The sequence below is a fragment of the Vibrio sp. 1CM23M genome, from assembly GCF_023161755.1.
Lineage (GTDB): Bacteria > Pseudomonadota > Gammaproteobacteria > Enterobacterales > Vibrionaceae > Vibrio > Vibrio coralliirubri.
Genome location: NZ_JALNTR010000007.1, coordinates 65906 through 90189, shown reverse-complemented (window position 1 = coordinate 90189; position 24284 = coordinate 65906). Strand labels below are relative to the sequence as shown.

18 protein-coding genes are annotated in these 24284 nt (G+C 44.9%); 13 read left to right on the top strand and 5 right to left on the bottom strand.

The annotated features are described in order from the left end of the window. Positions 1 to 25 precede the first annotated feature (25 nt). A complete protein-coding gene (gene recN, locus MSG35_RS18530) occupies positions 26 to 1690 on the bottom strand; it encodes a DNA repair protein RecN (protein ID WP_017059862.1) in 1665 nt (554 codons plus the stop codon). A gap of 294 nt (positions 1691 to 1984) precedes the next feature. Beyond that, positions 1985 to 2869 (bottom strand): NAD(+) kinase, encoded by an 885-nt coding sequence (nadK, locus tag MSG35_RS18525; RefSeq protein ID WP_017066747.1) that lies wholly within the window; start codon positions 2867 to 2869, stop codon positions 1985 to 1987. A gap of 143 nt (positions 2870 to 3012) precedes the next feature. Here nadK and grpE point away from each other — a divergent pair, with 143 nt between their 5' ends. The 5 genes from grpE (at position 3013) to dnaJ (ending at position 10291) form a co-directional block, all read left to right on the top strand. After that, positions 3013 to 3594 carry a nucleotide exchange factor GrpE gene (gene grpE, locus MSG35_RS18520; protein WP_248384720.1) on the top strand — a complete coding sequence of 194 codons (582 nt, stop codon included), beginning with the start codon at positions 3013 to 3015 and terminating at the stop codon, positions 3592 to 3594. 388 nt (positions 3595 to 3982) lie between these two features. Continuing rightward, the gene (locus tag MSG35_RS18515; RefSeq protein ID WP_019823920.1) at positions 3983 to 5257 is read left to right on the top strand and encodes a dicarboxylate/amino acid:cation symporter; all 1275 of its coding nucleotides are present in this window, start codon (positions 3983 to 3985) and stop codon (positions 5255 to 5257) included. 256 nt (positions 5258 to 5513) lie between these two features. Then, positions 5514 to 6551, top strand: coding sequence for a polysaccharide lyase family 7 protein (locus tag MSG35_RS18510; RefSeq protein ID WP_248384719.1), 1038 nt, complete (start codon positions 5514 to 5516; stop codon positions 6549 to 6551). 388 nt (positions 6552 to 6939) lie between these two features. Beyond that, entirely contained in the window at positions 6940 to 8853 is a 1914-nt protein-coding gene (gene dnaK / locus MSG35_RS18505; RefSeq protein WP_248384718.1) for a molecular chaperone DnaK, read from the top strand. Between the two features lie 289 nt (positions 8854 to 9142). Then, a complete protein-coding gene (gene dnaJ / locus MSG35_RS18500; RefSeq protein ID WP_048608049.1) occupies positions 9143 to 10291 on the top strand; it encodes a molecular chaperone DnaJ in 1149 nt (382 codons plus the stop codon). Positions 10292 to 10409: 118 nt separating this feature from the next. Here dnaJ and MSG35_RS18495 read toward each other — a convergent pair whose 3' ends face one another. Continuing rightward, on the bottom strand, positions 10410 to 10847 hold the full coding sequence (locus tag MSG35_RS18495) for a type IV pilin protein (RefSeq protein WP_248384763.1): 438 nt from the start codon (positions 10845 to 10847) through the stop codon (positions 10410 to 10412). A 102-nt stretch (positions 10848 to 10949) separates the two neighbouring features. Between MSG35_RS18495 and MSG35_RS18490 the strand changes: the two genes are divergently transcribed. From MSG35_RS18490 to tadA, 7 genes are all read left to right on the top strand, one after another. Continuing rightward, positions 10950 to 11498 (top strand): GspH/FimT family pseudopilin, encoded by a 549-nt coding sequence (locus MSG35_RS18490; protein ID WP_248384717.1) that lies wholly within the window; start codon positions 10950 to 10952, stop codon positions 11496 to 11498. Further along, the gene (locus MSG35_RS18485; protein ID WP_248384762.1) at positions 11482 to 12108 is read left to right on the top strand and encodes a pilus assembly protein PilW; all 627 of its coding nucleotides are present in this window, start codon (positions 11482 to 11484) and stop codon (positions 12106 to 12108) included. The genes MSG35_RS18490 and MSG35_RS18485 overlap by 17 nt, the downstream gene beginning before the upstream one ends. Then, positions 12105 to 13415 carry a hypothetical protein gene (locus MSG35_RS18480; RefSeq protein WP_248384716.1) on the top strand — a complete coding sequence of 437 codons (1311 nt, stop codon included), beginning with the start codon at positions 12105 to 12107 and terminating at the stop codon, positions 13413 to 13415. The genes MSG35_RS18485 and MSG35_RS18480 overlap by 4 nt, the downstream gene beginning before the upstream one ends. Then, positions 13405 to 13854 (top strand): prepilin-type N-terminal cleavage/methylation domain-containing protein, encoded by a 450-nt coding sequence (locus MSG35_RS18475; RefSeq protein WP_172380643.1) that lies wholly within the window; start codon positions 13405 to 13407, stop codon positions 13852 to 13854. Before MSG35_RS18480 ends, MSG35_RS18475 begins: the two co-directional genes overlap by 11 nt. Positions 13855 to 14152: 298 nt before the next feature. After that, positions 14153 to 15715 (top strand): AbgT family transporter, encoded by a 1563-nt coding sequence (locus MSG35_RS18470; protein ID WP_019823905.1) that lies wholly within the window; start codon positions 14153 to 14155, stop codon positions 15713 to 15715. 222 nt (positions 15716 to 15937) lie between these two features. After that, positions 15938 to 17227 (top strand): hemolysin family protein, encoded by a 1290-nt coding sequence (locus MSG35_RS18465; protein ID WP_248384715.1) that lies wholly within the window; start codon positions 15938 to 15940, stop codon positions 17225 to 17227. 139 nt (positions 17228 to 17366) lie between these two features. Further along, positions 17367 to 17918: a tRNA adenosine(34) deaminase TadA gene (gene tadA / locus MSG35_RS18460; protein ID WP_248384714.1), complete on the top strand. Its 552-nt coding sequence runs from the start codon at positions 17367 to 17369 to the stop codon at positions 17916 to 17918. Positions 17919 to 17979: 61 nt separating this feature from the next. On the opposite strand, the gene MSG35_RS24070 is transcribed toward tadA, so the two are convergent. Further along, a complete protein-coding gene (locus MSG35_RS24070) occupies positions 17980 to 18111 on the bottom strand; it encodes a hypothetical protein (protein WP_017059878.1) in 132 nt (43 codons plus the stop codon). Positions 18112 to 18427: 316 nt separating this feature from the next. After that, positions 18428 to 19996: a membrane-bound lytic murein transglycosylase MltF gene (mltF, locus tag MSG35_RS18455; protein WP_048614314.1), complete on the bottom strand. Its 1569-nt coding sequence runs from the start codon at positions 19994 to 19996 to the stop codon at positions 18428 to 18430. Between the two features lie 329 nt (positions 19997 to 20325). Here mltF and purL point away from each other — a divergent pair, with 329 nt between their 5' ends. Then, entirely contained in the window at positions 20326 to 24222 is a 3897-nt protein-coding gene (purL, locus tag MSG35_RS18450; RefSeq protein WP_248384713.1) for a phosphoribosylformylglycinamidine synthase, read from the top strand. The last annotated feature ends 62 nt before the right edge of the window (positions 24223 to 24284 follow it).

The following is a 24284-nucleotide window of genomic DNA, read 5'->3' as shown; positions in this document are numbered from 1 at the left end:
ATCAGAAAGTTGCTGAATATGTAACCTAAGCTGCGATTAATAACTCTTTTGCGTTGGCAAGCGTTGATTCGGTAATCTGGCTGCCACCAAGCAATCGAGCAAGCTCTGAAACGCGTTGTTGTTCATCAAGCGTGTGCATTTGAGTCTCGGTTTTACCTGATTTCGTGTTCTTCGCTACAAACAGCTGTTGGTGACCGCAACCGGCAACTTGAGGTAAGTGCGTCACACACATCACTTGCGTAGACTCGCCTAGCTTACGTAGCATTTTTCCGACAACCGCAGCGGTTGGTCCACTGATACCTACATCGACTTCATCGAAAATCAGGCTTGGTGTGTCCACTTTTTGCGCTGTGATCACCTGAATCGCTAATGAAATTCGTGATAACTCACCACCAGAGGCCACTTTCGCAATCGGCTGCATTGGTTGGCCTGGGTTGGTCGAAACAATGAAGGTCACGTTATCCATACCCAATGGAGAAGGGTGTGTGTTGGTGTTGTTCACTTCAATGGCAAACTGCGCTTTTTCCATGCTCAGTTCGTGCATGCTTTGCGTGATCAGCTTGTTGAGCTCTTTTGCGTAACGAGTTCGAGATTTATGAAGCTTCTCGGATTTCGCAACGAACGACTGGTATTGGTTTTCTACCTCGTTTGCCAGTTCTTCCAATTTTTCATCAGAGCAATCAAGCGCTTCAACTTGTTGTAGCAAGTCTTGATGGTGCTTATACAGTTCTTCAGGTAACACGTGGTGTTTACGAGACATCGACATCACTTTAGAGAAGCGCTCCTCAACGTAAGCCATACGACCGGGATCAACATCAATGCTGTCTAGGTATGTTCTTAACTCGTTGTTGGTCTCTTCGATCTGAATAATGGCTTCAGAAAGCAAGTTCGGTAACTCAGCCAGCCTTTCATCTAGCTCAGCTAACTGAATTAAGGAGTTATTGGCCGATTGCAGAATACCAAGCGCATTAACTTCTTCGCCTTCATAAATAAGCTCGATAGCTTGCTGACAGGTTGTGGCCAGTTCTCCGCTATTGGAGAGGCGCTTATGCTCTTGTTCGAGGTCTTCATATTCTTCCTCCCCAATAGACAGCTCATTTAACTCTTTGATTTGGTATTCAAGAAGTTGTTTTTGAGCTTGGTTTTGCTGGCTATTTTCACGTAACTCTTTTAAGTGGTTATCCGCTTGTCGCCACGCTTGATAAGCATTACGTGTCGATTTCAATAGGTTCAAGTGGCCTGCGTATTGATCAAGCATGGCCATTTGGTAATCGCTTTTCATCAACTGGTGATGCGCGTGTTGACCATGGATGTTGATCAGCAGTTGTCCTAGCGATTTCAATTGCGAAAGAGGGACAGGGCTACCGTTGATGAATGCACGAGAACGACCTTCTTTTGAGATGGTTCTGCGCAGGATGCACTCACTGCCATCAAGTAGTTCGTTGTCTTCTAACCAGCGGGTAGCATGCAGATTGTTCTCAAGTAAAAAAGCGGCACTGACTTCGGTTTTTTCTTCACCTTGTCGAACCATTCCTGCATCGGATCTTCCTCCAAGGCATAAGCCTAAAGCATCGATAGCGATAGATTTACCCGCACCCGTTTCTCCGGTGATTGTTGTCATGCCTTTAGAGAGTTCTAGCTGTAAAGACTTAACAATAGCGAAATTATTAACACTTAGATGAGCCAGCATTTTTATTTACCTGTATAACTGAACAATACTGTATATAAGCTCAGTATATACTGTTTCTTTATACAGTAAAGTCGACAGGTGAAAATTTTTTGTGACCGATCTCAGAATTGAGTGCGTCCGTAGATCACTGAAACCGCTATAGATTCCCAACTCAGTCGTCCCTCCTTCTTGGGAATGACGATGTAGTGGATTGGCGTAAAGATAGAGGTGGTGGGCTTTTAATCGGCAATAAAAAAGGCTGACGAATGTCGTCAGCCTTTCAAATTTTCGGTTACCACTGGAGCGTTTATTCTCTTAGAACAGCTTACTCGACCAGCCTAGTTTGTTACGTAGAACATGGTAGTAATTGTAGTCTTTAGGGTGGATCAGTTTGAGCACATTTGGGCTTTGGTAAATGTGGATCTCATCGCCAGGAGAAACAGGCAGTGAGATTTGACCATCGCAGCTCACTTCCTGAGTTCCGCGGTTATCAGGCGATACAATCAGCTTGATACGACGTTTTCCATCCACCACAAGTGGGCGGCTTGAAAGGGTGTGCGGGAACATTGGCACGAGTGAGATAGCATTTAGGCTTGATGACAGGATAGGGCCGCCGCCAGAAAGCGAGTAGGCGGTAGAGCCTGTCGGTGTTGAGACGATTAAGCCATCAGAACGCTGTGAGAAGGCGAAACTGTCATCGATATACACTTCGAACTCGATCATGTGAGCAACTTGTCCGGGGTGCAGTACTGCCTCATTAAGTGCCGCATTGTGGCTTTTTATCTGGCCGTGACGATGAATTTCCGTTTCAAGTAAGAAGCGCTCTTCTTCCATGAACTCGCCTTTGAGAACATCAGTCAGCGCGCTCTGGAAGTTTTCAGGGTTGAGATCGGTTAGGAAACCAAGATTACCTCGGTTAACACCAATCACTGAAATGTCGAAACGTGACAAGATTCTAGCGGCACCGAGCATGTTTCCGTCACCACCGACCACAATGGCGAGATCGGCGCGTTTACCTAACTCAATCAGGCTAGAAAAATGTTCTTTTGGGATGTCGTCTAAAATAGTGGCGAGTCTGTCATCAACAAACACTTGATAACCCTCAGCACTTAACCACTGATAGAGCTCTCTATGAGTCTGAATTGCTTGCTGATCTCGAGGTTTACCGATAATGGCGATGACTTCAAATGGCTTTTTCATAACGTTTCCAAACGAATTAGGCTTGAATCAAAATTCTTCATCCCCATAATAAAGGCAAGTTGAACGTCTATGCGAGTGTTTTATATCAATTTGGGGCGCAAACACGCCTGTCACTTGCATTGAAAACGAATTCTGGAGATATCATGAGCAACGAAGAAAACAAAGTAACCGAAGCAGAGCTAGATCAGATCATCGCTGAAGCTGAGAAAGTTGAAGAAGCTGAACTGAATGAAGACGCTGCTGATGAGCAGGAAGCAAAAATCGCTCAACTGGAAGCTGCACTGCTTTCTAGCGAATCTAAAGTGAAAGAGCAGCAAGATTCTGTTCTTCGCGCGAAAGCTGAAGTTGAAAACATGCGTCGCCGTAGCGAACAAGAAATTGATAAAGCGCGTAAATTCGCTTTGAACAAGTTTGCTGAAGGTCTGCTTCCTGTAATCGACAACCTAGAGCGTGCAATGCAAGCAGCAGACTCTGAAAACGAAGTGGTTAAGCCACTGTATGAAGGTGTTGAGCTAACGCACAAAACGTTCGTAGACACAGTTGCTAAGTTTGGTCTTAAAGAGATCAACCCTGAAGGTGAAGCGTTCAACCCTGAATTCCACCAAGCGATGTCTATTCAAGAAAGCCCAGATCACGAATCAAACACGGTTATGTTTGTGATGCAAAAAGGCTATGAACTAAACGGTCGTGTGGTTCGCCCAGCGATGGTTATGGTTGCTAAGTAATGACGAATTACGTTGCCAAGTGATTGACTGGCGCATTGACTGAGTTGGTCACAGCGACAAAATAAATCACTGGTTTACGTAAAATAAAAAGAGAGGCATAGGCCTCTCTTTTTTTGTGCCTATAACTTGAGAGTCCACGTAAATAAGCATCAAAACCGCATTAAGAATGTCGTTCTTTTTATTTCATTCAGATCAGCAATTTAGAGTTTTGTGTTATGAAACTTGTTGTGATTGAGTAAATGTTTTGATGTCACATTTGTGATGTTTTTGTAAATAAATACTTTTAATTGTTATCTTTGTATGTAAAATCCACTGCCATATAGCGATTTTGGTCGCATATATAACTATAAAAGTACAAATTTTAAACACAACAAACTGGAGAAGAACGATGGATAAATCGCTCTCAAGTAAAATTTTTGTAGGCTTGTTCGCCGGTCTACTTATTGGTACTGCTATTCAGTACCTATTCAGCGGTATTGCTATTTTTGATACGTATCTACTTGGCGCTGCCGAAGGTGCTGGTGGTATGTTCGTATCACTTATCAAATTGCTTGTAGTTCCTCTTGTGTACGTATCTATTGTTTGCGGTATTGTTGAGCTAAAAGATATTCGTTCATTTGGTCGTCTTGGTGGTAAAACCTTTGGTCTTTACATTATTAACACCATCATCGCGATTTCAGCAGCGCTAACGATTGGTCTTATTTTCCAACCAGGTGCAGGTGCGAACCTTGCGGGTACGGTTTCTGAGACAATTGCGCTTACAACAACTGAAACACCAGACATCTTCTCTCTTGTTGTTAACATCGTTCCTAGCAACCCTGTAGAAGCGTTTGCAAGCGGCGACATGCTACAAATTATCTTCATGGCAATTTTGACAGGTCTTGCTATTCAAGCGCTTGATTCTCGTGGTGGCCCAGCTATCAAGACATTCAAGATGGCTAACGAAATCATGATGAAGCTTATCGGCCTAGTAATGAGCTTGGCGCCTTACGGTGTATTTGCTCTGATGATTCAACTGGGCGCAACACTGGATGCAGACACGCTAATGTCAGTTGCTGGCTATGTGGCGCTTGTGGTTGCAATGCTTGTGTTCTGGATTTTCTTCTTCTACCCAATGATGGTTGGTTCATTCACTGGTATTTCTCCAAAGCAGTTCCTACGTGCAACGCGTGAGCAAGTTCTATTCTCACTATCTACAGCAAGTTCGAATGCAACAATCCCAGTAACAATGCGTACTCTTACTGACAAACTAAACGTATCTAAGTCAGTAGCAGGTTTCGGTGTACCACTAGGTGCAACAATGAACATGTCTGGTGTATCTATCTACATCGCACTAGCAACTATGTTCGTAGCAAACGCGTTTGGTCAGCCAATCAACACTGCTGATATCTTCACTCTTGGTCTAACTATCCTGCTACTGTCTATCGGTGCTGGTGGTGTTCCTGGTGGCGGTGTTGTGATGGTAGGTGTTCTACTACACCAACTAGGTTTACCACCAGAAGGTCTAGCGATTGTCGCTGCTGTTGACCGTATCTGTGACATGTTCTGTACTTCTTCAAACGTAGTCGGTGATACAGCGGTGAACACTATCGTTGCTAAATCTGAAAACGAAATTGGCGTTGAAGCTAACGAAGAAGCTGAGCTACAAAAAGCAGAAGCTTAATTCTTAATTAAGATTCGATAATTAGAAGCCCCGCTCAACCAGAGCGGGGCTTTTTTATTTCTGCTGTTGGGTACTTTGGGCTGTCTGCTGCTGAGTTAAAAGAGGGGCTGTGTTGGTGCGAAGTCTCATTTTTTCTTTTTACTCGCGCTGAATGGGTCATCAGTTTTCAATATTTAATATAGATCACATATAATAATACAATATTATTTTATTGTTCTGACAACCTACATTATGACGACATAAAGGAAACCAAATAATGAAGTTGTCTTACCTTAGCCTACTGACTGCTAGCCTATTAGCAGCTCCCGCTCTTGCTTCTAATCACGATATTGGTCAGCAGTTCAATCTTGATCCAGCAAAAGCGCCAGCACAAAACTTCGATTTATCTAAATGGAAAATTAACCTACCGGAGCTAACAACAGAAGGCTCTAGAAAAGGCAAAACATTGGAGATCGGTAAGCAAGAATTGTCGAATGTAGACACGCCTTACGTTCATCCTAAATGGTTCTACACTGATGCAGAATCTGGCGCGATGGTATTTGTGGCTCCGAATACAGCACCAACGACACCAAACAGTAAGAATACGCGTAGTGAGCTAAGAGCGATGCTGGCAGACAGTTACTCTGCGCCGAGCAACAACTTCGCGATTTCAAGCCATGAAAGTGCAGAAGAGTTTGGTTCTATCGGTGGTCAAATGACCGCAACACTTTCTGTTGATCAAGTAAGTACCAGCGGTAGCTACAAAAAAACAGGCGCATTCTCGGTAGTTATTGGCCAAATTCATGGTTCAGACAATGAGCCACTGAAAATTGTTTACCGCAAGTTGCCAGAACATGAGCATGGTTCGTTAACGTGGAACTATGAGTTAAACCCGCCGACAGAGATGAAAAACGCGAAGGATGAAAACGGAAAGAAACTTCGTAAAGACATTCGCCATGATGTATTTGGTCAATACAATCTGAAAAAAGGCAGCTCGGACCCTGCTGATGGCATCAAGCTAGGTGAAGTGTTCTCATACGATGTGAATATCAAAGATAACATCATGCACTTAACCTTTACTAAGAATCCAAACTCAGCCGATCCTATTGTGAAGACGTATGATGTTGATTTGGCTAAGGGTAAGTATCAGGGGCATGATATCGACCTTGGTTATGGACAGGACTGGATGTACTTCAAGGCGGGCGCATACAATCAATGCAACACCAAGAAGTCGAGCTCAGCCTGTGAATGGCGTGGTATGGAAGCGGGTGATTACACTCAAGCGAGCTTCTACCAGTTAGTGCTCAACCAATAATATGGCTGAATCAGTCACCATTTGAACGATATTTAACTGATTAATATCTATTTGAAAAAGACCTTCCACATGAAGGTCTTTTTTTATGGCATCTGGAATAGGGTTGAAGTTTCAATGTGGCGACAAATGCGAGAGTTTCTCAACATCGGACCCTTAATTGGCAAGGGATCGGTCACTTTTTACCTTTATGTAAAAAGATACGGGAAAAAATAGATTTTTTTTACTTATTCCCTTGAAAACCAGTTTGCAGCCCTTATCTATGGTGCATACGAAAGCAAATTACATTTGCACTTAAATTTTGTGTATTAGGGTTGAATCCCTGATTACCGCCCCCCACATATGTGGGTATAGCAAAAACTAATATAGATTATATTTCGGAGATAGCCTGATGGGTCGAATCATTGGTATTGATTTAGGTACTACTAACTCTTGTGTTGCTGTTTTAGACGGCGACAAACCACGCGTACTAGAAAATGCTGAAGGCGAACGCACAACAGCATCGGTAATCGCATACACTGACGGCGAGACGCTAGTTGGTCAACCTGCGAAACGTCAAGCAGTTACTAACCCTCAAAACACGCTATACGCAATTAAGCGTCTAATCGGTCGTCGTTTTGAAGATGAAGAAGTTCAACGCGATATCGAAATCATGCCTTTTAACATTGTTAAAGCTGATAACGGTGATGCATGGGTTGAAGCGCAAGGCCAAAAAATGGCTGCTCCTCAAGTATCTGCTGAAGTTCTTAAGAAAATGAAGAAAACAGCTGAAGACTTCCTAGGCGAAGAAGTAACTGGCGCAGTTGTTACTGTTCCTGCTTACTTCAACGATGCTCAACGTCAAGCAACGAAAGATGCTGGCCGTATCGCTGGTCTAGATGTTAAACGTATCATCAACGAACCAACTGCTGCTGCTCTAGCTTACGGCCTAGACAAGCAAGGTGGTGATCGCACTATCGCTGTATACGACCTTGGTGGTGGTACATTCGATATCTCTATCATCGAAATCGATGAAGTAGAAGGCGAGAAGACTTTCGAAGTTCTTTCAACTAACGGTGACACTCACCTTGGTGGTGAAGATTTCGATAACCGCATGATCAACTACCTAGTAGATGAGTTCAAGAAAGAGCAAGGTATCGACCTTAAAGCTGATCCACTAGCAATGCAGCGTGTTAAAGAAGCAGCAGAAAAAGCGAAAATCGAGCTTTCTTCTACTACTCAAACTGACGTAAACCTACCTTACGTTACTGCTGATGCGACTGGTCCTAAGCACATGAACATCAAAGTGACTCGTGCGAAGCTTGAGTCTCTAGTTGAAGACCTAGTTCAACGTTCTCTTGAGCCACTAAAAGTTGCTCTAGCAGATGCTGACCTATCTGTAGGCGAAATCACTGACGTTATCCTAGTTGGTGGTCAAACTCGTATGCCTATGGTTCAAGCTAAAGTAACTGAATTCTTCGGTAAAGAGCCACGTAAAGACGTGAACCCTGACGAAGCTGTTGCAATGGGTGCTGCTGTTCAAGGTGGTGTACTAGCTGGTGACGTGAAAGACGTTCTACTACTAGACGTTACTCCTCTATCTTTCGGTATCGAAACGATGGGCGGCGTGATGACTAAGCTTATCGAGAAAAACACCACTATCCCTACTAAAGCGGATCAAGTGTTCTCTACAGCTGAAGACAACCAAAACGCAGTAACTATCCACGTTCTTCAAGGTGAGCGTAAGCAAGCGACTTACAACAAGTCTCTTGGTCAGTTCAACCTAGAAGGTATCCAACCAGCACCACGTGGCATGCCACAAATCGAAGTAACATTCGACCTAGATGCTGATGGTATCCTGAACGTATCTGCTAAAGATAAAGCAACAGGTAAAGAGCAGAAGATCACTATCCAAGCATCAGGCGGTCTGTCTGAGGAAGAGATCGAAGCAATGGTACAAGAAGCAGAAGCTAACAAAGAAGCGGACAAAAAGTTCGAAGAGCTAGTAACTGCACGTAACCAAGCTGACCAAATGATTCACGGCACTAAGAAGCAAGTAGAAGAAGCTGGTGAAGCTCTACCTGCAGACGAGAAAGCTAAAATCGAAGCAGCTATCGAAGCGCTAGAATCAGTTAAGTCTGGTGACGACAAAGAAGCTATCGACGCTAAAGTTCAAGAACTTATGCAAGCAGCTCAAAAGCTAATGGAAATCGCTCAACAGAAAGCTCAAGCTGAACAAGCTGGTGCTGACGCTGGTGAACAGCCTAAGCAAGACGACGATGTTGTTGATGCTGAGTTTGAAGAAGTTAAAGACGACAAAAAGTAATTTTTCGTCGCTATAACACGTGATTTCTACGTCGAAGGTACTCACTTACATCCGTAAGCTCCGTGCCTTCTCCTTGAACTAACGTGTTTTAGCTTAGAAAAGTCGTTTTTCGATTTCTAAATATACGGGCGTCAGAGGTAACTCTCACGCCCGTAAATTTGTATTTAGACTTGTCGATCTAGATAATAGCTTTATTCGGCATTTCAGCCGGCAGAACTTTTATCTAGATTGATACACAGACTACTGAAGTGATCATTCGGTAGTAGCAATTATTTTGGTGACCTAGAACATGTCAAAACGTGATTTTTACGAAGTATTAGGCGTAAGCCGCGATGCATCAGAGCGCGATATTAAAAAAGCGTACAAACGCTTAGCGATGAAATTCCACCCGGACCGTAACCAGGGTGATGAGACCGCAGCAGATAAGTTTAAAGAAGTAAAAGTAGCGTACGAGATCCTAACCGATTCTCAAAAGAAAGCAGCTTACGACCAATACGGTCACGCAGCCTTTGAACAAGGTGGCATGGGCGGCGGCGGTGGTTTCGGCGGCGGTGGCCAAGGTGACTTCGGCGATATCTTCGGTGACGTATTTGGTGACATCTTCGGCGGCGGTCGTCGTGGTGGCGGTCAACAGCGTGCACAACGCGGTTCAGATCTACGTTACAACATGGAACTTTCTCTAGAAGAAGCGGTTCGTGGTGTTTCTAAAGAAATTGAAGTACCAACACTTGTAGAGTGTGATACTTGTGACGGCAGCGGCGCGAAAGCGGGTTCTTCTGCACAAACGTGTGGCACTTGTCATGGCCACGGCCAAGTACAAATGCGCCAAGGTTTCTTTGCGGTTCAACAGACTTGTCCTACTTGTAATGGTAAAGGCAAGATCATCAAAGACCCATGTAACTCATGTCATGGTCAAGGTCGCAAACAGAAGACGAAAACACTTAACGTTAAGATCCCTGCAGGTGTTGATACTGGCGATCGTATTCGTCTATCAGGCGAAGGCGAAGCGGGAGAGCAAGGTGCTCCAGCTGGCGACCTGTACGTACAAGTACACGTAAAAGAGCACAACATCTTTGAGCGTGACGGCAATAACCTTTACTGTGAAGTTCCAGTAAGCTTCTCTATGGCTGCTTTAGGCGGTGAAGTTGAAGTTCCAACACTGGATGGTCGTGTAAACCTTAAAGTGCCAGAAGAAACACAAACGGGCCGTATGTTCCGTATGCGTGGCAAAGGCGTGAAAGGTGTTCGTGGCGGCGGTGTGGGTGACCTAATCGTTAAACTAGTGGTTGAGACTCCAGTGAAGCTAAGCTCTCGCCAGAAAGAACTACTGCGTGAATTCGAAGAAACATGTTGTGGCGAAGCGGCAAGCAAGCACAAGCCAAAGTCTGAAGGTTTCTTCAGTGGCGTTAAAAACTTCTTCGATGACCTAACTAAGTAATTAGGTTGTTGATACTTTAAGTTGTTGATGAAATTAAAAAAACCTGCTCATGTAGCAGGTTTTTTTGTATCTCAAATCTGGTTCTTTCTCTTTCTCTTCACCTGAAACCCTCATCACACTACATCCAGCAGGCTTCTGGGTATTCGACATTAGCGCTGTCGAGAGTGAGCACTTTCTGGTTTTGTCCATCGAAGCAGTTGTCTTTATCTTGACCTACTCCCGACTGAGGTGTTGCTGTAATCGTATAGGCAGTAGAAGCCGAACTGGTGACACTGAAAACAAAACGGCTCGCTTCGGTATCGCAGATCAAACAATCGCTTCCCGAAACAATACCACTCCAGTCATAACCGCTGTCATAGGCTGCTTCTAGTTCTAATTGAATTCGAGCGATGTCAGCGAGTGCGCTAGTTCGATGTCCAGTCACTACGTGGTTGGTATAGCTCGGATAGGCGATAGCCCCCAAAATCCCAATGATGGCAACCACAATCAATAACTCGATCAATGTCATCCCTTTTACGCGCGTGTTGTTACTGTTGCATATATTTTTTCGAATCATCACGAGGACTTCCTTTTCACTTATCTGGCTATTTTTCCTTAGTGTTAGCATATGCGCAAGATTGAGTACGGTTGCTCAAGTTATTACATAGGAATTTGGGAAATGACTCGCGGGTTTACGCTATTAGAGCTGCTGATTACTGTCGTGGTGCTTTCAGTGCTACTGGCTGCGGCTGCCCCTAGTTTTAGTTCTTTGTTGGCTTCTTCTAAACTGCAGCGCTTAGCCCCTGAGGTTCATAGTTTTCTTATTACTGCCCGATCAGAAGCGGTCACTCGTAACCAAGAGCTTTATGTTTTGTTCTTGGTTTCAGGTGCCTTAGGTGGAACCGAAAGTTCTGATGGTGATTGGGATATGGTGTTGAGCAGTTCAACATCTTACGTTTCTGATAATGTACTTATGCATCTTGATGGTTCGGCATATAGAGGTATACAAGTAGACTTTAATTTCTCCAATAGTACTTCAATTGCGATCGATAACGTCAGGGGACGTTTTCGAGACGGTAATGTTTCACTCGCCTCCACGAATGCGCTGTCGGATGTACTTTCAATCATCGCATCGAAAACGACAGGGCGGATCCGAATTTGCAGCAGTGACCCAAACAGTGATGGGCGCAATAGCATAGGTCATTATGGTTATGAGATCTGTGGCTAGGAGTGTTCAAGGTAGTACCTTGGTCGAAATGTTAGTGGCCTCTGTGATCGGTGTGATTGTTATCGGTACTATCGGCTCGGTATTTGTTACCAACCAACGTTTGAGTTCAGAAAAGAGCTTGGAGCTGCTCTTATCTCAGAACCTATTCGCTACTACTCAAATGATGAAAGAGGAGCTCTGGCGAGCCGGTTATGATGCAGACTCTGGACAATCAGTGAAGCTATCGGGCGCTGCCAATACGATTTATACCTTTCAATCCAGTGCCAGTGAATCTTACGTTGGTTTTGTTTATCGACAAAACAGCGCATCTTCGGCCTATCGAAACATTGTCTATCAATTTAAGGGTAATAAGCTGAACTACTGCCAAGAAGAATCTTCTTATTTATTAGATATCACTCAGATTACGTCATCTGGTTTGGGAGCAATGACATGTGAAAGTTTGTTTTTCGAAAAGCAAATAGAAGTAGACGATTTTTTGGTTTCTGTAACTGAGTTATCTAACAGTCTGGCAACCTCGCAAAGAGTCGATATCGCTCTAGAAGCTTCTCTTGTGAATGCAGATGAAAGTCAGAGAGTAGTGACTTCAGTGGTACAAAGGAATTGGCAATGATGCGATTAAAGCAAAATGGAGCGGTAACACTACTTCTAGTCAGTATTCTATTGATTGGTGTGCTGATCGTTTCTCTTGGTAGCTTTAAAACCACTTTTTACCAAATAAAGCGTGCTCAAAACGAGGTTCAAGCTCGCAAAGAACACTGGACCGCCGAGGGGGGATTGGAGTGTGGTCTAAGCGTTATTATTGAAAACAGCAGTACCGCGATCCCAGGTGATCTCCTGGATTCCTGTAGCAACAAGCTTTCTTCATTAGATAAATCATCCTATAACGCCAATATCCTTGTCTCAACCGCCAACAGAACATCGATTAATAAAGAAATTCGATTTTCTAATGATTCGGGTTTGGGGGCCATACAAGCAATATCGGCTCTCGAAATTATTTCCGAGGACATCATGGATATCGACCCTGAACTCAGTGAAACCAGTAACAACGGTGTATATGAGTGTGTGGCAGTTCGGTTTTTCGACTCTGTTATACACACTAAAGGTACAGGGGGGAGCTTAACCACCGTTTCTCATCCTGAGAATGCACCTGCAGATTTTAGCGCTTGTAAAGATGCGGTAACTGACTTGAGTGAGAGCGCAACGATTACCGCATCGGGTAGTGATCCTAGCGGTGCTTTTATGAGTGATTACGTTCATGACACCAATCTAAATGGTTTCGAAAACTACTTCGGGGTAAAGAAAACAACGGACAATATCAACGCCCTTAAAAGTAATGAATATGAGGTGATAAACCTATTAGAGACGGATTCTCACGGGAATACCGTGCATGTAGATTTCGATTCAAACACAAATAAATACGTGGGCAAGGAGTGCAGTACTCGAATCAATGATGCCTTTTCAGCTGGTAAAACTAAGGTGTGGGTCATTGGGGACTGTGTAGTTTGGCACCCAGCCATTAATATTGTGGATAGTGCAGGAACGATCACACCACGATCTTTAGTGGTCGAAAATGGGATTTTCGCAAATGGAAACGCCAGTGTACTTGATGGTGCTTTTTATCACTTGAATGACATGAGTGTCTTCAAGGATGCTTCAGGTGCTGAAAACAACACGGACTTTCTTGCTGATAGTTGGGATAAGTTACCAGCAACGATGGATTACTCTTCATTGGTTAAAGAAAATAGTACCTATATAGCTAACGCTTCCTTCTTCCCTAAAGGAGGCATATTTTTGGATTCAATCGGGGGGCTTTCTACGATTAAAGGCTCGATGAATCTAGATTATCGAGGAGAATACAATCCGCATGATGAACCTGTCGAAATACAGTGGAAAAAGGGCTCATGGAGTGATTTCTAACCAGCGTGGTTTTAGTTTACTTGAAGTACTTATCTCTTTTCTACTGGTGGGCGTGGCCGCGTTAGGCATGGTCAAGCTGCAGACCTACACTGAGCAGAAAGCCGACTATGCGATTCAGAGTATCGAAGCGCTGCATTTTGCAGAAAGGCAGATGGAGTATTATCGAACTCGGGCGTCTAATGCGAGTGGGGCAGTAGGTTTAATTCCTTTTTCGGAACTAAATCAGGCGAGTCATTGTCTCAACACAGCAAGTTCAGATCCTTTATCTGGTTTGTCGGGTTCTGCCTATGCCATGACTTGTGAAGTGACTGATGCAAACGGTGCTTTGTCTAGTGCGTTAAAAAGCATTACTGTCACAATTGCATGGCAAGATCGTATGAACCACGCACAACGTATTTACCTCGAAACTATGCTCTCCAAATACAGTGAGTTTGATTGACCCTCAAGCAAACGTTTACTACATGCCAAGGCTCATGCCACTCCTTTTACTGATAATTTTCACTCCTCGGACATTGTTTACGTGCTAGTTAAAACTCTGTATATGGAATGGTGTTTTTTGTGTTTTTATATTGTTGTGGTTGTATGGTATTTTTGCAAAATATGTCTCCATTTATGGAAAATCAGGTGGAATCTTGTGCTTTTTAACAACGACTTTAATAGAATATGTGCTGTACCAATAGGCCGTGGTCAAAACTTATATTAGGCCTAAACAAAACAACATCACATATGGAGTTACCATGAGTAACCAAGCCGTAAAAAAAGCACCATCGACTGACAAGATCAGTGGTATGGACCGCTTTCTAAACTTCATTGAACGCGCCGGCAACAAAATTCCAGATCCAGCAATCCTGTTCTTCTGGGCTCTAGTTATTGTATGGGTAGCATCTGCACTTTTATCGAATCTTTCATTCGACTTAATCAACCCTCAAACGGGTGCTGCTCTTGAAGTAAACAACCTACTAACTGGTGAAGCGCTTGCTAGCTTCCTAGCGAATATGGTTACCACGTTCACAGGCTTCGCACCTCTAGGCATCGTACTTGTTGCTATGCTAGGTGTAGGCGTTGCTGACTCTTCAGGCTTCATTACGACTGGCCTTAAGAAGATGCTTAACTTCACGCCAGCTAAGCTACTAACGCCAATGCTAATCCTCGTTGCTATCGTGTCTCACACAGCAGCAGATGCAGGTTACGTTCTAGTAATCCCTCTTGGCGGTATCATCTTCCACGCTGCGGGTCGTCACCCTCTTGCGGGTATTGCAGCAGCGTTTGCTGGTGTATCAGGTGGTTTCTCTGCAAACTTCATCCCTTCAGGTATTGACCCGCTACTAGCTGGTTTCACTCAAACAGCGGCAAACGTTCTTGACCCTGCATATGTGATCAACCCTCTAGCGAACATCTTCTTTACTGGTTTGTCTTCAATTCTAATTGTGGCAATTGGTTGGTACGTTACAGAGAAAATTATCGAGCCTCGTCTTGCTAATACGCCTGTAGATGAAGATGCAGAACAAGCACCTGATCTAGGTACGTTCACAGCCATTGAATCTAAAGCATTCAAATTCGCTGGTTGGGCAATGGTTGCCGGTATTGGTCTGCTTATCGCGGCTCTAATGCCTGAAAACTCAGCACTTCGTTCACCTGAAGGCGAACTAACGGCGTTCTCAGCACCAGTGATGAAGTCTATTGTTCCTCTGATCTTCATCCTGTTTATTATTCCGGGTATCGTCTACGGCCGTGTAGCGGGTACATTCAAGAATAGTAATGATGTTATCAAAGCAATGTCTGAGACGATGGCAACGATGGGCGCATACATTGTAATGTCGTTCTTCTGTGCTCAGTTCCTATCTGCATTCGCTCAATCAAACATCGGTACTATGCTGGCACTTTACGGTGCTGAAGGCTTGAAAGCGATGGACCTTCCAGGTGAAGCAACGGTTGTTGGTATGATTCTACTAACGGCTGCAGTTAACCTTCTTGTTGGTTCTGCTTCAGCTAAGTGGGCACTGATTGGTCCTATCCTAGTTCCAATGCTAATGGTTGTGGGTATCTCTCCTGAGCTATCTCAAGCGGCTTACCGTGTAGGTGACTCAGTGTCTAACATCATCTCTCCACTAATGGTGTTCTTCCCACTGGTTGTTGTTTACTGTCAGCGCTACGTTAAGTCGACAGGTATCGGTACTCTAGCTTCTCTAATGATGCCATTCTCGATTGCTATGCTAATCGGTTGGTCTATCTTCTTGCTAGCTTACTGGGCTCTTGGTATCCCACTAGGTATCCAAGCACCTTACACTTACACAATGTAAGCGAAGTAAGAAAAGCAAAAGTAAGTAACATAAAAATCATCGAAGCCCGCACCGAAATGTGCGGGCTTTTTTTTCGCTATTTTTTCTGTTTTTTTATATCCAAGGTTTTTATATCCAAAACTTTCTATATCCAAAAATTTTTATATTCAAAATAATGGCACTCAGCTTATACTCCGGATTACGGCTAATTGTTGGCCGGTAAATTTAGGAAATCCAAGCCACATGAAGATTCTGCTTTTAGTAGGGTTAATTGTTTTAAATGGTCTGTTTGCCATGTCAGAGATTGCATTGGTAGCAGCAAAAAATAGTCGGCTGAAACGCTTAGCCGAAAAACACCGCTCCGCTCAGGTTGCTCTAGAGCTCAAAGAAAACCCAACCCGCTTCCTTTCTACAATCCAAATCGGTATCACGGTAATCGGCCTACTCAGCGGTATTGTTGGCGAGGCGACGCTATCGGCTCCACTGGCCGTTCAACTTGAATTGTGGGGATTAGACCCAACACAAGCGAACATATTGTCTACTGCGGTTGTGGTGGTGGGTATTACTTATTTCGCCATCGTTGTCGGTGAGTTGGTACCAAAGCGTTTTGCTCAGTCTCAAGCTGAAAACATTGCTGTGTTAGTCGCGCTGCCAATCTTCTGGTTATCTAAAATCGCTACGCCGTTTGTGTTTGCGTTGTCGGCTTCAACGGAAGGTATTCTTAAGTTGATGGGCCGAGGCGGTGAAGAAGATAGCGTTACTGAAGATGATATCCATGCACTTGTGAAAGAGGGCTCTGAATCGGGGGTGATTGAACGCGGCGAACAAGAGATGATTCGTAATATCTTGCAGCTTGATGATCGCCTTGTGAGCTCATTGATGACTCCGCGTCGAGACATCGATTTTCTGGATGTCGACCAACCCGTTGAGCAGATATTAAAGAAACTACGTTCATCAAAACACAGTGTGTTTCCATTGTGCCAAGATCACCTCAATAAAGTGGTGGGTACAGTGTCAGCCAAAGCTTTGCTGAATCAGGCGGGCAATTTGAGCATTCAAGTGATCATGGGGCTGTCTCGCTCGCCGATCTATGTTCCAGAATCGATGAAAGCTCTGCGTTTACTTGGCTACTTTAAAGAGTCGGGTACCGAGATGGCATTCATTGTCGACGAGTATGGCGATGTTCAAGGACTTGTGACTCATTACGATATTCTTGAGGCGATTGCTGGCGAGCTATCGAATAACCCGAACGATCTTTGGACCGAGCAAGTGGAAGACGGTTTACTGGTGGATGGATTGATTCCTATCAGTGAACTGAAGAACCGTTTAGAGCTGTCGGATTTTGAGGGCGAAAGCGAGAGCTTCCAAACGTTGAATGGCCTTGTGACTTGGTTAATAGGGCGTTTACCTGATGCAGGCGAAGTTGTTCAATACCAGCAGTGGCAGTTTGAAATCATCTCTGTTGAGAACAATCGCATTGTGAGTATCAAAGCGACGCCAATAGTCGATGACACAGAAGACGCTAATAGCTAACAGTTCGACCAACCAGCAAGCGGCAATGGTTCATTGTCTCTTGTTGTCTATTATCTCTTTATTGTTCATTATCACGAAGATTAGGTATGCTTCACCGCATACCTATTTTCGTTTTTATCCTTTGTTTCTGGAGTTCCCTTTGTCAGACCATCAATTCACCCCTCAAGATGAAATCTTCATGCGACGCGCCATTGAGGTAGCTAAGCAAGCAGAGAGTGAGGGAGAGGTTCCTGTGGGTGCTGTATTAGTGAAAGATGAGGAGATTATCTCTGAAGGATGGAACCGTTCGATTGGCAGCCATGATGCAACGGCACACGCAGAAATTGAAACCTTGCGTAAAGCCGGTCAAACCTTAGAAAACTATCGGCTACTCGATACCACTTTATACGTCACGCTAGAACCTTGCCCAATGTGCGCAGGTGCCTTGCTACACAGCCGAGTAAAGCGAATTGTGTTTGGTGCTCCAGACTTAAAAGCGGGCGCTGCAGGTACAGTGTTGAATTTGTTTGAAAGCCAAGCCTCATACCACTATGCCGACGTCGAGCATGGTTTGTTAGAGGAAGAGTGCCGTGAACAATTGCAGGCGTTTTTCAAGCGTCGTAGAAAAGAGATAAAAGAGAAGCGAAAGCAAGAACGTCTGTTGGAAGAGCAGCGTTTAGAAGCAGAGATGAAGGCTAGCAACAAGAAATAGCAGCGTGCTTTCGGCACTCTCAATCGCAAGAGTGCCAAGCAAACTGACTGAGTAACTACATTTACTCAGCAATCATCTGCATGAAAGCGCGATTGCGCCAAATGATCTTCTTTTTATTATTTGAAAGCATACGCTTACGACGGTTTGCAGCAACGGTCTTATCAAGGCGTTTCGATTTCAGTTTCTTCATCATTTCAATGATTTCCTATTTGTCGTCTGACTTTTTAGTTTGGACTAACGATTTAATTATAGTGTTATTCGTTTGTTTGGCCTGTCGTACGCTTGGCTTAAATAGAAGAGCAGTTCTAGTCTAAAGCCAGGCTCGTAGTGCAACAGAGCATAATCTTGATTGTGGTGTGCCGTTATAAGGTTCGATTGTTACTGCAATATGACACTCGAGATCTCATCATTATTTTCTTGCCTGCTTTCCTTATCCCTTAGCGACGAAAGAAGAGTCGAAAAAAGACAATAAAAAAGAGCAATGCTAGATGGCATTGCTCTTTTGGGTTTTACTGTGAAGGCTCAGAACTGCTTACTGTCGACTGAGCTGCGCTGATACTCGATTCAGCACCTGAGGTTTCTAAAGGTGGGATCACCACCAAACCTTCAAGGGTCGCTTCTTGTTCTTTATTGCGCTTATTTACATGGCCAATAATGCTTTGGTAATAACGGCGAATGTTTTCAACGTAGTTTCTCGCTTCATCACCACGCGCATACCCATATCGAGTTTGGCTGTAGTATTTCTTCTGTCTCAATAGAGGCAATCGGTCTTTCACATCACCCCAAGCGTCAGGATCACCACCTTGTGCTTTGGTTAAGCGGCGAGCATCCATCATGTGTCCGTAACCTACATTGTATGAGGCTAAGGCAAACCAAATCTTCTCGTGCTGAGTGATCGAATCAGGTACTCGATTAACGATACGACGCAGGTACTCAACCCCGCCTTGTACCGACTGCTTCGGGTCGAGACGGTTGGTTACCCCGACACTCTTCGCGGTGGGTAGTGTCAACATCATCATGCCACGAACACCCGTTGGTGAGCGCGCAACAGGGTTCCAGTGTGATTCTTGGTAGGCCAAAGCGGCAATCAAACGCCAATCAAATTCCTGAGAGTACTTTTGAAATAGCGGCGACCATTTTGGCAACTTGCTGTCCAGTGCGCGGATAAAGGCGCGAGTATCAACGTAGTCAAAAGTGCCGATGTGGCCGATGTATTTCTCTTCCAGTGAAGCCAGTTCACCAGACTGTTTTAGGTTACCGAAGAACTCAATCAACAGAGCATACAGGCTTTCATCTTCAGACTTCTGCAAATACCAAGAGATAGGTTGGTCTTCTGTCAATTCAAAAGCCAAAGCTACGTCTGGGTATAAACGTTGTGCTAGTGACAGCTCAATCGAGTCAGCCACAGTGAATAAGCGCTCGCCAGTCGAAACTTCTTTTAACAGGTCGTTGATATCAGCATTGCCGACCGCATCATAGATAAAGTCATCGTGTGTTTTCTGCAGTTGTTTGAGTGTTGGCTCAAAATGTGAGTCTTTCACCACAACCAAAGATGGCGTTAATGTGTCAGTAGACGCCGCCTCTTCTGATTCAGTTTGTGCTTTAACAAAGTCAGCCTGACGCTCATTCTCGAAATTGATCAGTTGTTCAAGGTTTCTTGGTCGCCACTGTCCCTTTTTGTATACGACCTGTTGGCTTACATAGTAATAAGCAGGCGCGGCGCGATAAGCGCGTGTCAGTTTGTTGTTTTGCGTTAAGCCAGTCGCGATAAGATCGATTTCGCCTTTCTGCAGTGCAGGGAACAAGCCAGACAAACGGTAAGCGGGTTTAACCTCAAGCTTTACACCAAGCTCCTGCGCAAATTCACGAGCTAGTTCGTAATCCAAGCCAGCAGGACCATCAGGACCGATGTAATAAGAGAGTTGGTTATTTAGGGTGCCGACACGAAGAACGCCACGATCTCGTATCTGCTCAAGGACACTTTTAGGTTCAGATTCAATCTGACATCCAGCCAACCCAAATAGGGCGATGGCGAGCAGAAGGAACTTAGACGAAAAGATGAGCGTAAATTTAGGCATCAAAATGAAATCTCGAAAAGTGGAAGCCCCTTTATACCAAACCCCGCAAGGCTGGCAAAGCAGGTTTAATTAAACAGTTGTAAAAGTGGTGATAAATGCAGCAAAAGTACCATTTACGCAGAAAGATAAAAAAAATCACGCAAACGGTTGCTTTTGGTGTTACGTCACAAAAAGAAATGCTTTATAATGCGCTCGCATTGAAGAGGTGGAATCGGCATAGGTTTGGCAACCTTCGGGAATAGCTTCGAAGAAAACAGTTAGGTTGTTCCTATAACCCACTGAATTTATTCCAATACTACCTTAATCAACTGCATAAGAGACGTAAGCACATGAGAATTTTGCGTGGCTCCCCAGCTCTATCTGAGTTTCGTGTTAACAAGCTTTTAGAGCTTTGTCGTGAATTAAGCTTACCTGTAACAGGTATTTACGCTGAGTTTGCCCACTTTGCTGATCTAACGGCAGACCTAGATGAGTCTGAAGTTGAGAAGCTAGAAAAGCTACTGACTTACGGTCCAACGATTGAAGAGCATGAACCTGAAGGTTTACTGCTGCTTGCAACGCCACGCCCGGGCACTATCTCGCCTTGGTCTTCAAAATCAACAGATATCGCACACAACTGCGGACTGTCTAAAGTGTCACGTCTAGAGCGCGGTACTGCTTTCTACATTGAAACCTCTGCTGAACTTTCTGAGCTTCAACTTGTTGAACTGAAAGCAATCCTGCACGACCGTATGATGGAAGTGGTTTTCACTGACTTTGAATCAGCGGCGGCACTATTTACCGTTGCTGAGCCTGCTCCTTATGCGGAAGTTGACCTACTAACTGGCGGACGTAAAGCGCTTGAAAAAGCAAACGTTACCCTAGGTCTTGCACTTGCAGAAGATGAGATTGATTACCTTCTTGAAAGCTTCACTGAGAAGCTAGGTCGTAACCCGACTGACATCGAGCTAATGATGTTTGCACAAGCGAACTCAGAGCACTGTCGTCACAAGATCTTTAACGCTGATTGGACTATCGATGGCGTTAAACAAGAAAAATCATTGTTCAAGATGATTAAGAACACCTTTGAAACGACACCAGAGCACGTTCTGTCTGCTTATAAAGATAACGCAGCGGTAATGACAGGTTCTGAAGTCGGTCGTTTCTTCCCAGATCCAGAAACTCGCCAGTACAGCTACCACCAAGAGAAAACACACATCTTGATGAAAGTTGAAACGCACAACCACCCAACGGCAATCTCTCCGTGGCCGGGCGCATCGACAGGTTCAGGCGGTGAAATCCGTGATGAAGGCGCAACCGGTATTGGTGGTAAGCCAAAAGCGGGTCTTGTTGCTTTCTCTGTATCTAACCTTAAGATCCCGAACTTCGTTCAACCTTGGGAAACTGACTTTGGTAAGCCAAGCCGTATCGTGACTGCTCTGGATATCATGCTTGAAGGTCCTCTTGGTGGCGCGGCATTCAACAACGAATTTGGTCGTCCAAACTTACTTGGCTACTTCCGTACTTACGAAGAGAAAGTAAACTCTCACGCAGGTGAAGAAGTGCGTGGTTACCACAAACCAATCATGCTAGCTGGTGGTCTTGGTAACATCCGTGACGAGCACGTTCAGAAGAAAGAGATCCCAGTAGGTGCAAGCCTAATCGTTCTTGGTGGTCCTGCGATGAACATCGGCCTTGGCGGCGGTGCGGCATCTTCAATGGATTCTGGTTCTTCTTCTGAAGATCTTGATTTCGCTTCTGTACAACGTGAAAACCCAGAAATGGAGCGTCGTTGTCAGGAAGTTATTGACCGTTGTTGGCAGCTAGGTGATGCGAACCCAATCGCATTCATCCACGATGTGGGTGCGGGCGGTATCTCGAACGCGCTTCCTGAGCTAGTAGACGACGGTGAGCGTGGCGGTATCTTCAACCTACGTGACGTACCAAACGATGAGCCGGGCATGAGCCCACTTGAGATCTGGTGTAACGAATCTCAAGAGCGTTACGTAATGGCGGTTGCTGATAAAGACATGGCAACATTCGACGCGATTTGTAAGCGTGAGCGTGCACCGTACGCAGTGGTTGGTAAAGCAACTGAAGAACGTGATCTGAAATTAGAAGATTCACACTTCGACAACACGCCAATCGACATGCCAATGGACATCCTATTAGGTAAAACACCTAAGATGCACCGTGACGCGAAAACGCTAAAAGCTAACAACCCTGCGATTGACCGTTCTGGCATCGAGATGAACGAAGCGGTTGACCGTGTTCTTCGCTTGCCAACAGTCGCTGAGAAAACATTCCTTATCACCATCGGTGACCGCTCGGTAACAGGCCTTGTAGCTCGTGACCAAATGGTTGGTCCATGGCAGGTTCCTGTTGCTAACTGCGCAGTAACAGCGGCAAGCTACGACTCTTACCACGGTGAGGCTATGTCTCTTGGTGAGCGTACGCCAGTAGCACTACTAGATTTCGGCGCGTCAGCTCGTCTAGCGGTGGGTGAAGCAATCACTAACATCGCAGCGACTAACATCGGCGATATCAAACACATTAAATTGTCAGCTAACTGGATGTCTCCAGCGGGTCACCCAGGTGAAGATGCAGGTCTTTACGAAGCGGTGAAAGCGGTGGGTGAAGAACTATGTCCAGCTCTGGGTCTAACTATCCCAGTGGGTAAAGACTCAATGTCGATGAAGACTAAGTGGGAAGAGAACGGCGAGCAGAAAGAAGTCACATCTCCGCTATCTCTTGTTATCACTGCGTTCGCACGTGTTGAAGATGTTCGTAAGACAATCACTCCTCAACTGCGCACTGACAAAGGTAATACAAGCCTAGTTCTTATCGACCTAGGTAACGGCAAAAACCGTATGGGTGCGACAGCACTTGCACAGGTATACAAGCAGCTTGGTGATAAACCAGCAGACGTAGACAACGCAGCACAGCTAAAAGGTTTCTACGAAGGCGTTCAAGCTCTGGTTGCTAACGACCAAGTTGTCGCTTACCACGATAAAGGCGATGGTGGTCTATTCGTAACGCTAGCTGAAATGGCGTTCGCAGGTCACTGTGGTGTTAACGCTGATATTGCGGCGTTAGGCGAAGATACGCTTGCGGCACTATTCAACGAAGAGCTAGGTGCTGTAATCCAAGTTCGCAACGATGACCTAGACGCAGTACTTGCTACTCTTGCAGCAAACGGTCTAGAAGCGTGTTCACACGTAATCGGTTCTGTTGAAGCCTCTGATGAGCTAGTGATTAAGTCTGGCGAGTCTGTAGTGATTGAACGTAACCGTACTGAACTACGTACTATCTGGGCTGAGACGACGCATAAAATGCAAGGTCTGCGTGATAACCCAGTGTGTGCTGACCAAGAACACGAAGCGAAGAAAGACAACTCAGACCCAGGTCTAAGCGTAAAACTAAGCTTTGATGTAAACGAAGATATTGCAGCGCCATTCATCAATACAGGTGCTAAGCCTAAGATGGCGATTCTGCGTGAGCAGGGTGTTAACTCTCACGTTGAAATGGCAGCAGCATTTGACCGTGCAGGCTTCGAAGCAACTGACATTCACATGAGCGACATCCTAACGGGTCAAGCGGTTCTAGAAGAGTACAACGGCCTTGTGGCTTGTGGTGGCTTCTCTTACGGTGACGTACTAGGCGCTGGTGAAGGTTGGGCTAAGTCAGTTCTGTTTAACGACTCTACTCGTGACCAGTTTGAAAACTTCTTCAAGCGTGAAGATACCTTCTCTCTAGGTGTGTGTAACGGTTGTCAGATGTTGTCTAACCTACGTGAACTTATCCCTGGTGCAGAGTACTGGCCACGTTTCGTTCGCAACGAATCAGAGCGTTTTGAAGCGCGTTTCAGCCTAGTTGAGGTTCAGAAGTCAGATTCTGTATTCTTCAACGGCATGGAAGGCTCTCGTATGCCAATCGCAGTTTCTCACGGTGAAGGCCGCGTAGAAGTACGTGACAACGACCATCTAAACGCGATTGAAAACTCAGGTACGGTTGCACTACGTTACGTTGATAACAACGGTAACCAAACGCAGCAATACCCGAACAACCCGAACGGTTCGCCAAACGCTATCACTGGTTTAACGACGACAGATGGCCGTGTGACTATCATGATGCCGCACCCAGAGCGTGTATTCCGTACGGTTGCAAACTCTTGGTCTCCGGAAGGTTGGGGCGAGAATGGCGCTTGGATGCGTATGTTCCAAAACGCACGTAATAATGTGGGTTAATCACTTTCTTACTAGCCGCATTAATCTAGGCTAGGTTATGCAAAAATAAAAAAGCGCAGATC

Excerpts from the sequence above, each read along its gene's own strand:
- dnaK (WP_248384718.1), top strand. The coding sequence starts at position 6,940 with ATGGGTCGAATCATTGGTATTGATTTAGGTACTACTAACTCTTGTGTT.
- purL (WP_248384713.1), top strand. The coding sequence starts at position 20,326 with ATGAGAATTTTGCGTGGCTCCCCAGCTCTATCTGAGTTTCGTGTTAAC.
- nadK (WP_017066747.1), bottom strand. The coding sequence starts at position 2,869 with ATGAAAAAGCCATTTGAAGTCATCGCCATTATCGGTAAACCTCGAGAT.
- MSG35_RS18485 (WP_248384762.1), top strand. The coding sequence starts at position 11,482 with ATGAGATCTGTGGCTAGGAGTGTTCAAGGTAGTACCTTGGTCGAAATG.
- MSG35_RS18470 (WP_019823905.1), top strand. The coding sequence starts at position 14,153 with ATGAGTAACCAAGCCGTAAAAAAAGCACCATCGACTGACAAGATCAGT.
- MSG35_RS18465 (WP_248384715.1), top strand. The coding sequence starts at position 15,938 with ATGAAGATTCTGCTTTTAGTAGGGTTAATTGTTTTAAATGGTCTGTTT.
- MSG35_RS18495 (WP_248384763.1), bottom strand. The coding sequence starts at position 10,847 with ATGATTCGAAAAAATATATGCAACAGTAACAACACGCGCGTAAAAGGG.
- MSG35_RS18510 (WP_248384719.1), top strand. The coding sequence starts at position 5,514 with ATGAAGTTGTCTTACCTTAGCCTACTGACTGCTAGCCTATTAGCAGCT.
- MSG35_RS18515 (WP_019823920.1), top strand. The coding sequence starts at position 3,983 with ATGGATAAATCGCTCTCAAGTAAAATTTTTGTAGGCTTGTTCGCCGGT.
- grpE (WP_248384720.1), top strand. The coding sequence starts at position 3,013 with ATGAGCAACGAAGAAAACAAAGTAACCGAAGCAGAGCTAGATCAGATC.
- recN (WP_017059862.1), bottom strand. The coding sequence starts at position 1,690 with ATGCTGGCTCATCTAAGTGTTAATAATTTCGCTATTGTTAAGTCTTTA.
- mltF (WP_048614314.1), bottom strand. The coding sequence starts at position 19,996 with ATGCCTAAATTTACGCTCATCTTTTCGTCTAAGTTCCTTCTGCTCGCC.
- dnaJ (WP_048608049.1), top strand. The coding sequence starts at position 9,143 with ATGTCAAAACGTGATTTTTACGAAGTATTAGGCGTAAGCCGCGATGCA.
- MSG35_RS18480 (WP_248384716.1), top strand. The coding sequence starts at position 12,105 with ATGATGCGATTAAAGCAAAATGGAGCGGTAACACTACTTCTAGTCAGT.
- MSG35_RS18490 (WP_248384717.1), top strand. The coding sequence starts at position 10,950 with ATGACTCGCGGGTTTACGCTATTAGAGCTGCTGATTACTGTCGTGGTG.
- MSG35_RS24070 (WP_017059878.1), bottom strand. The coding sequence starts at position 18,111 with ATGATGAAGAAACTGAAATCGAAACGCCTTGATAAGACCGTTGCTGCA.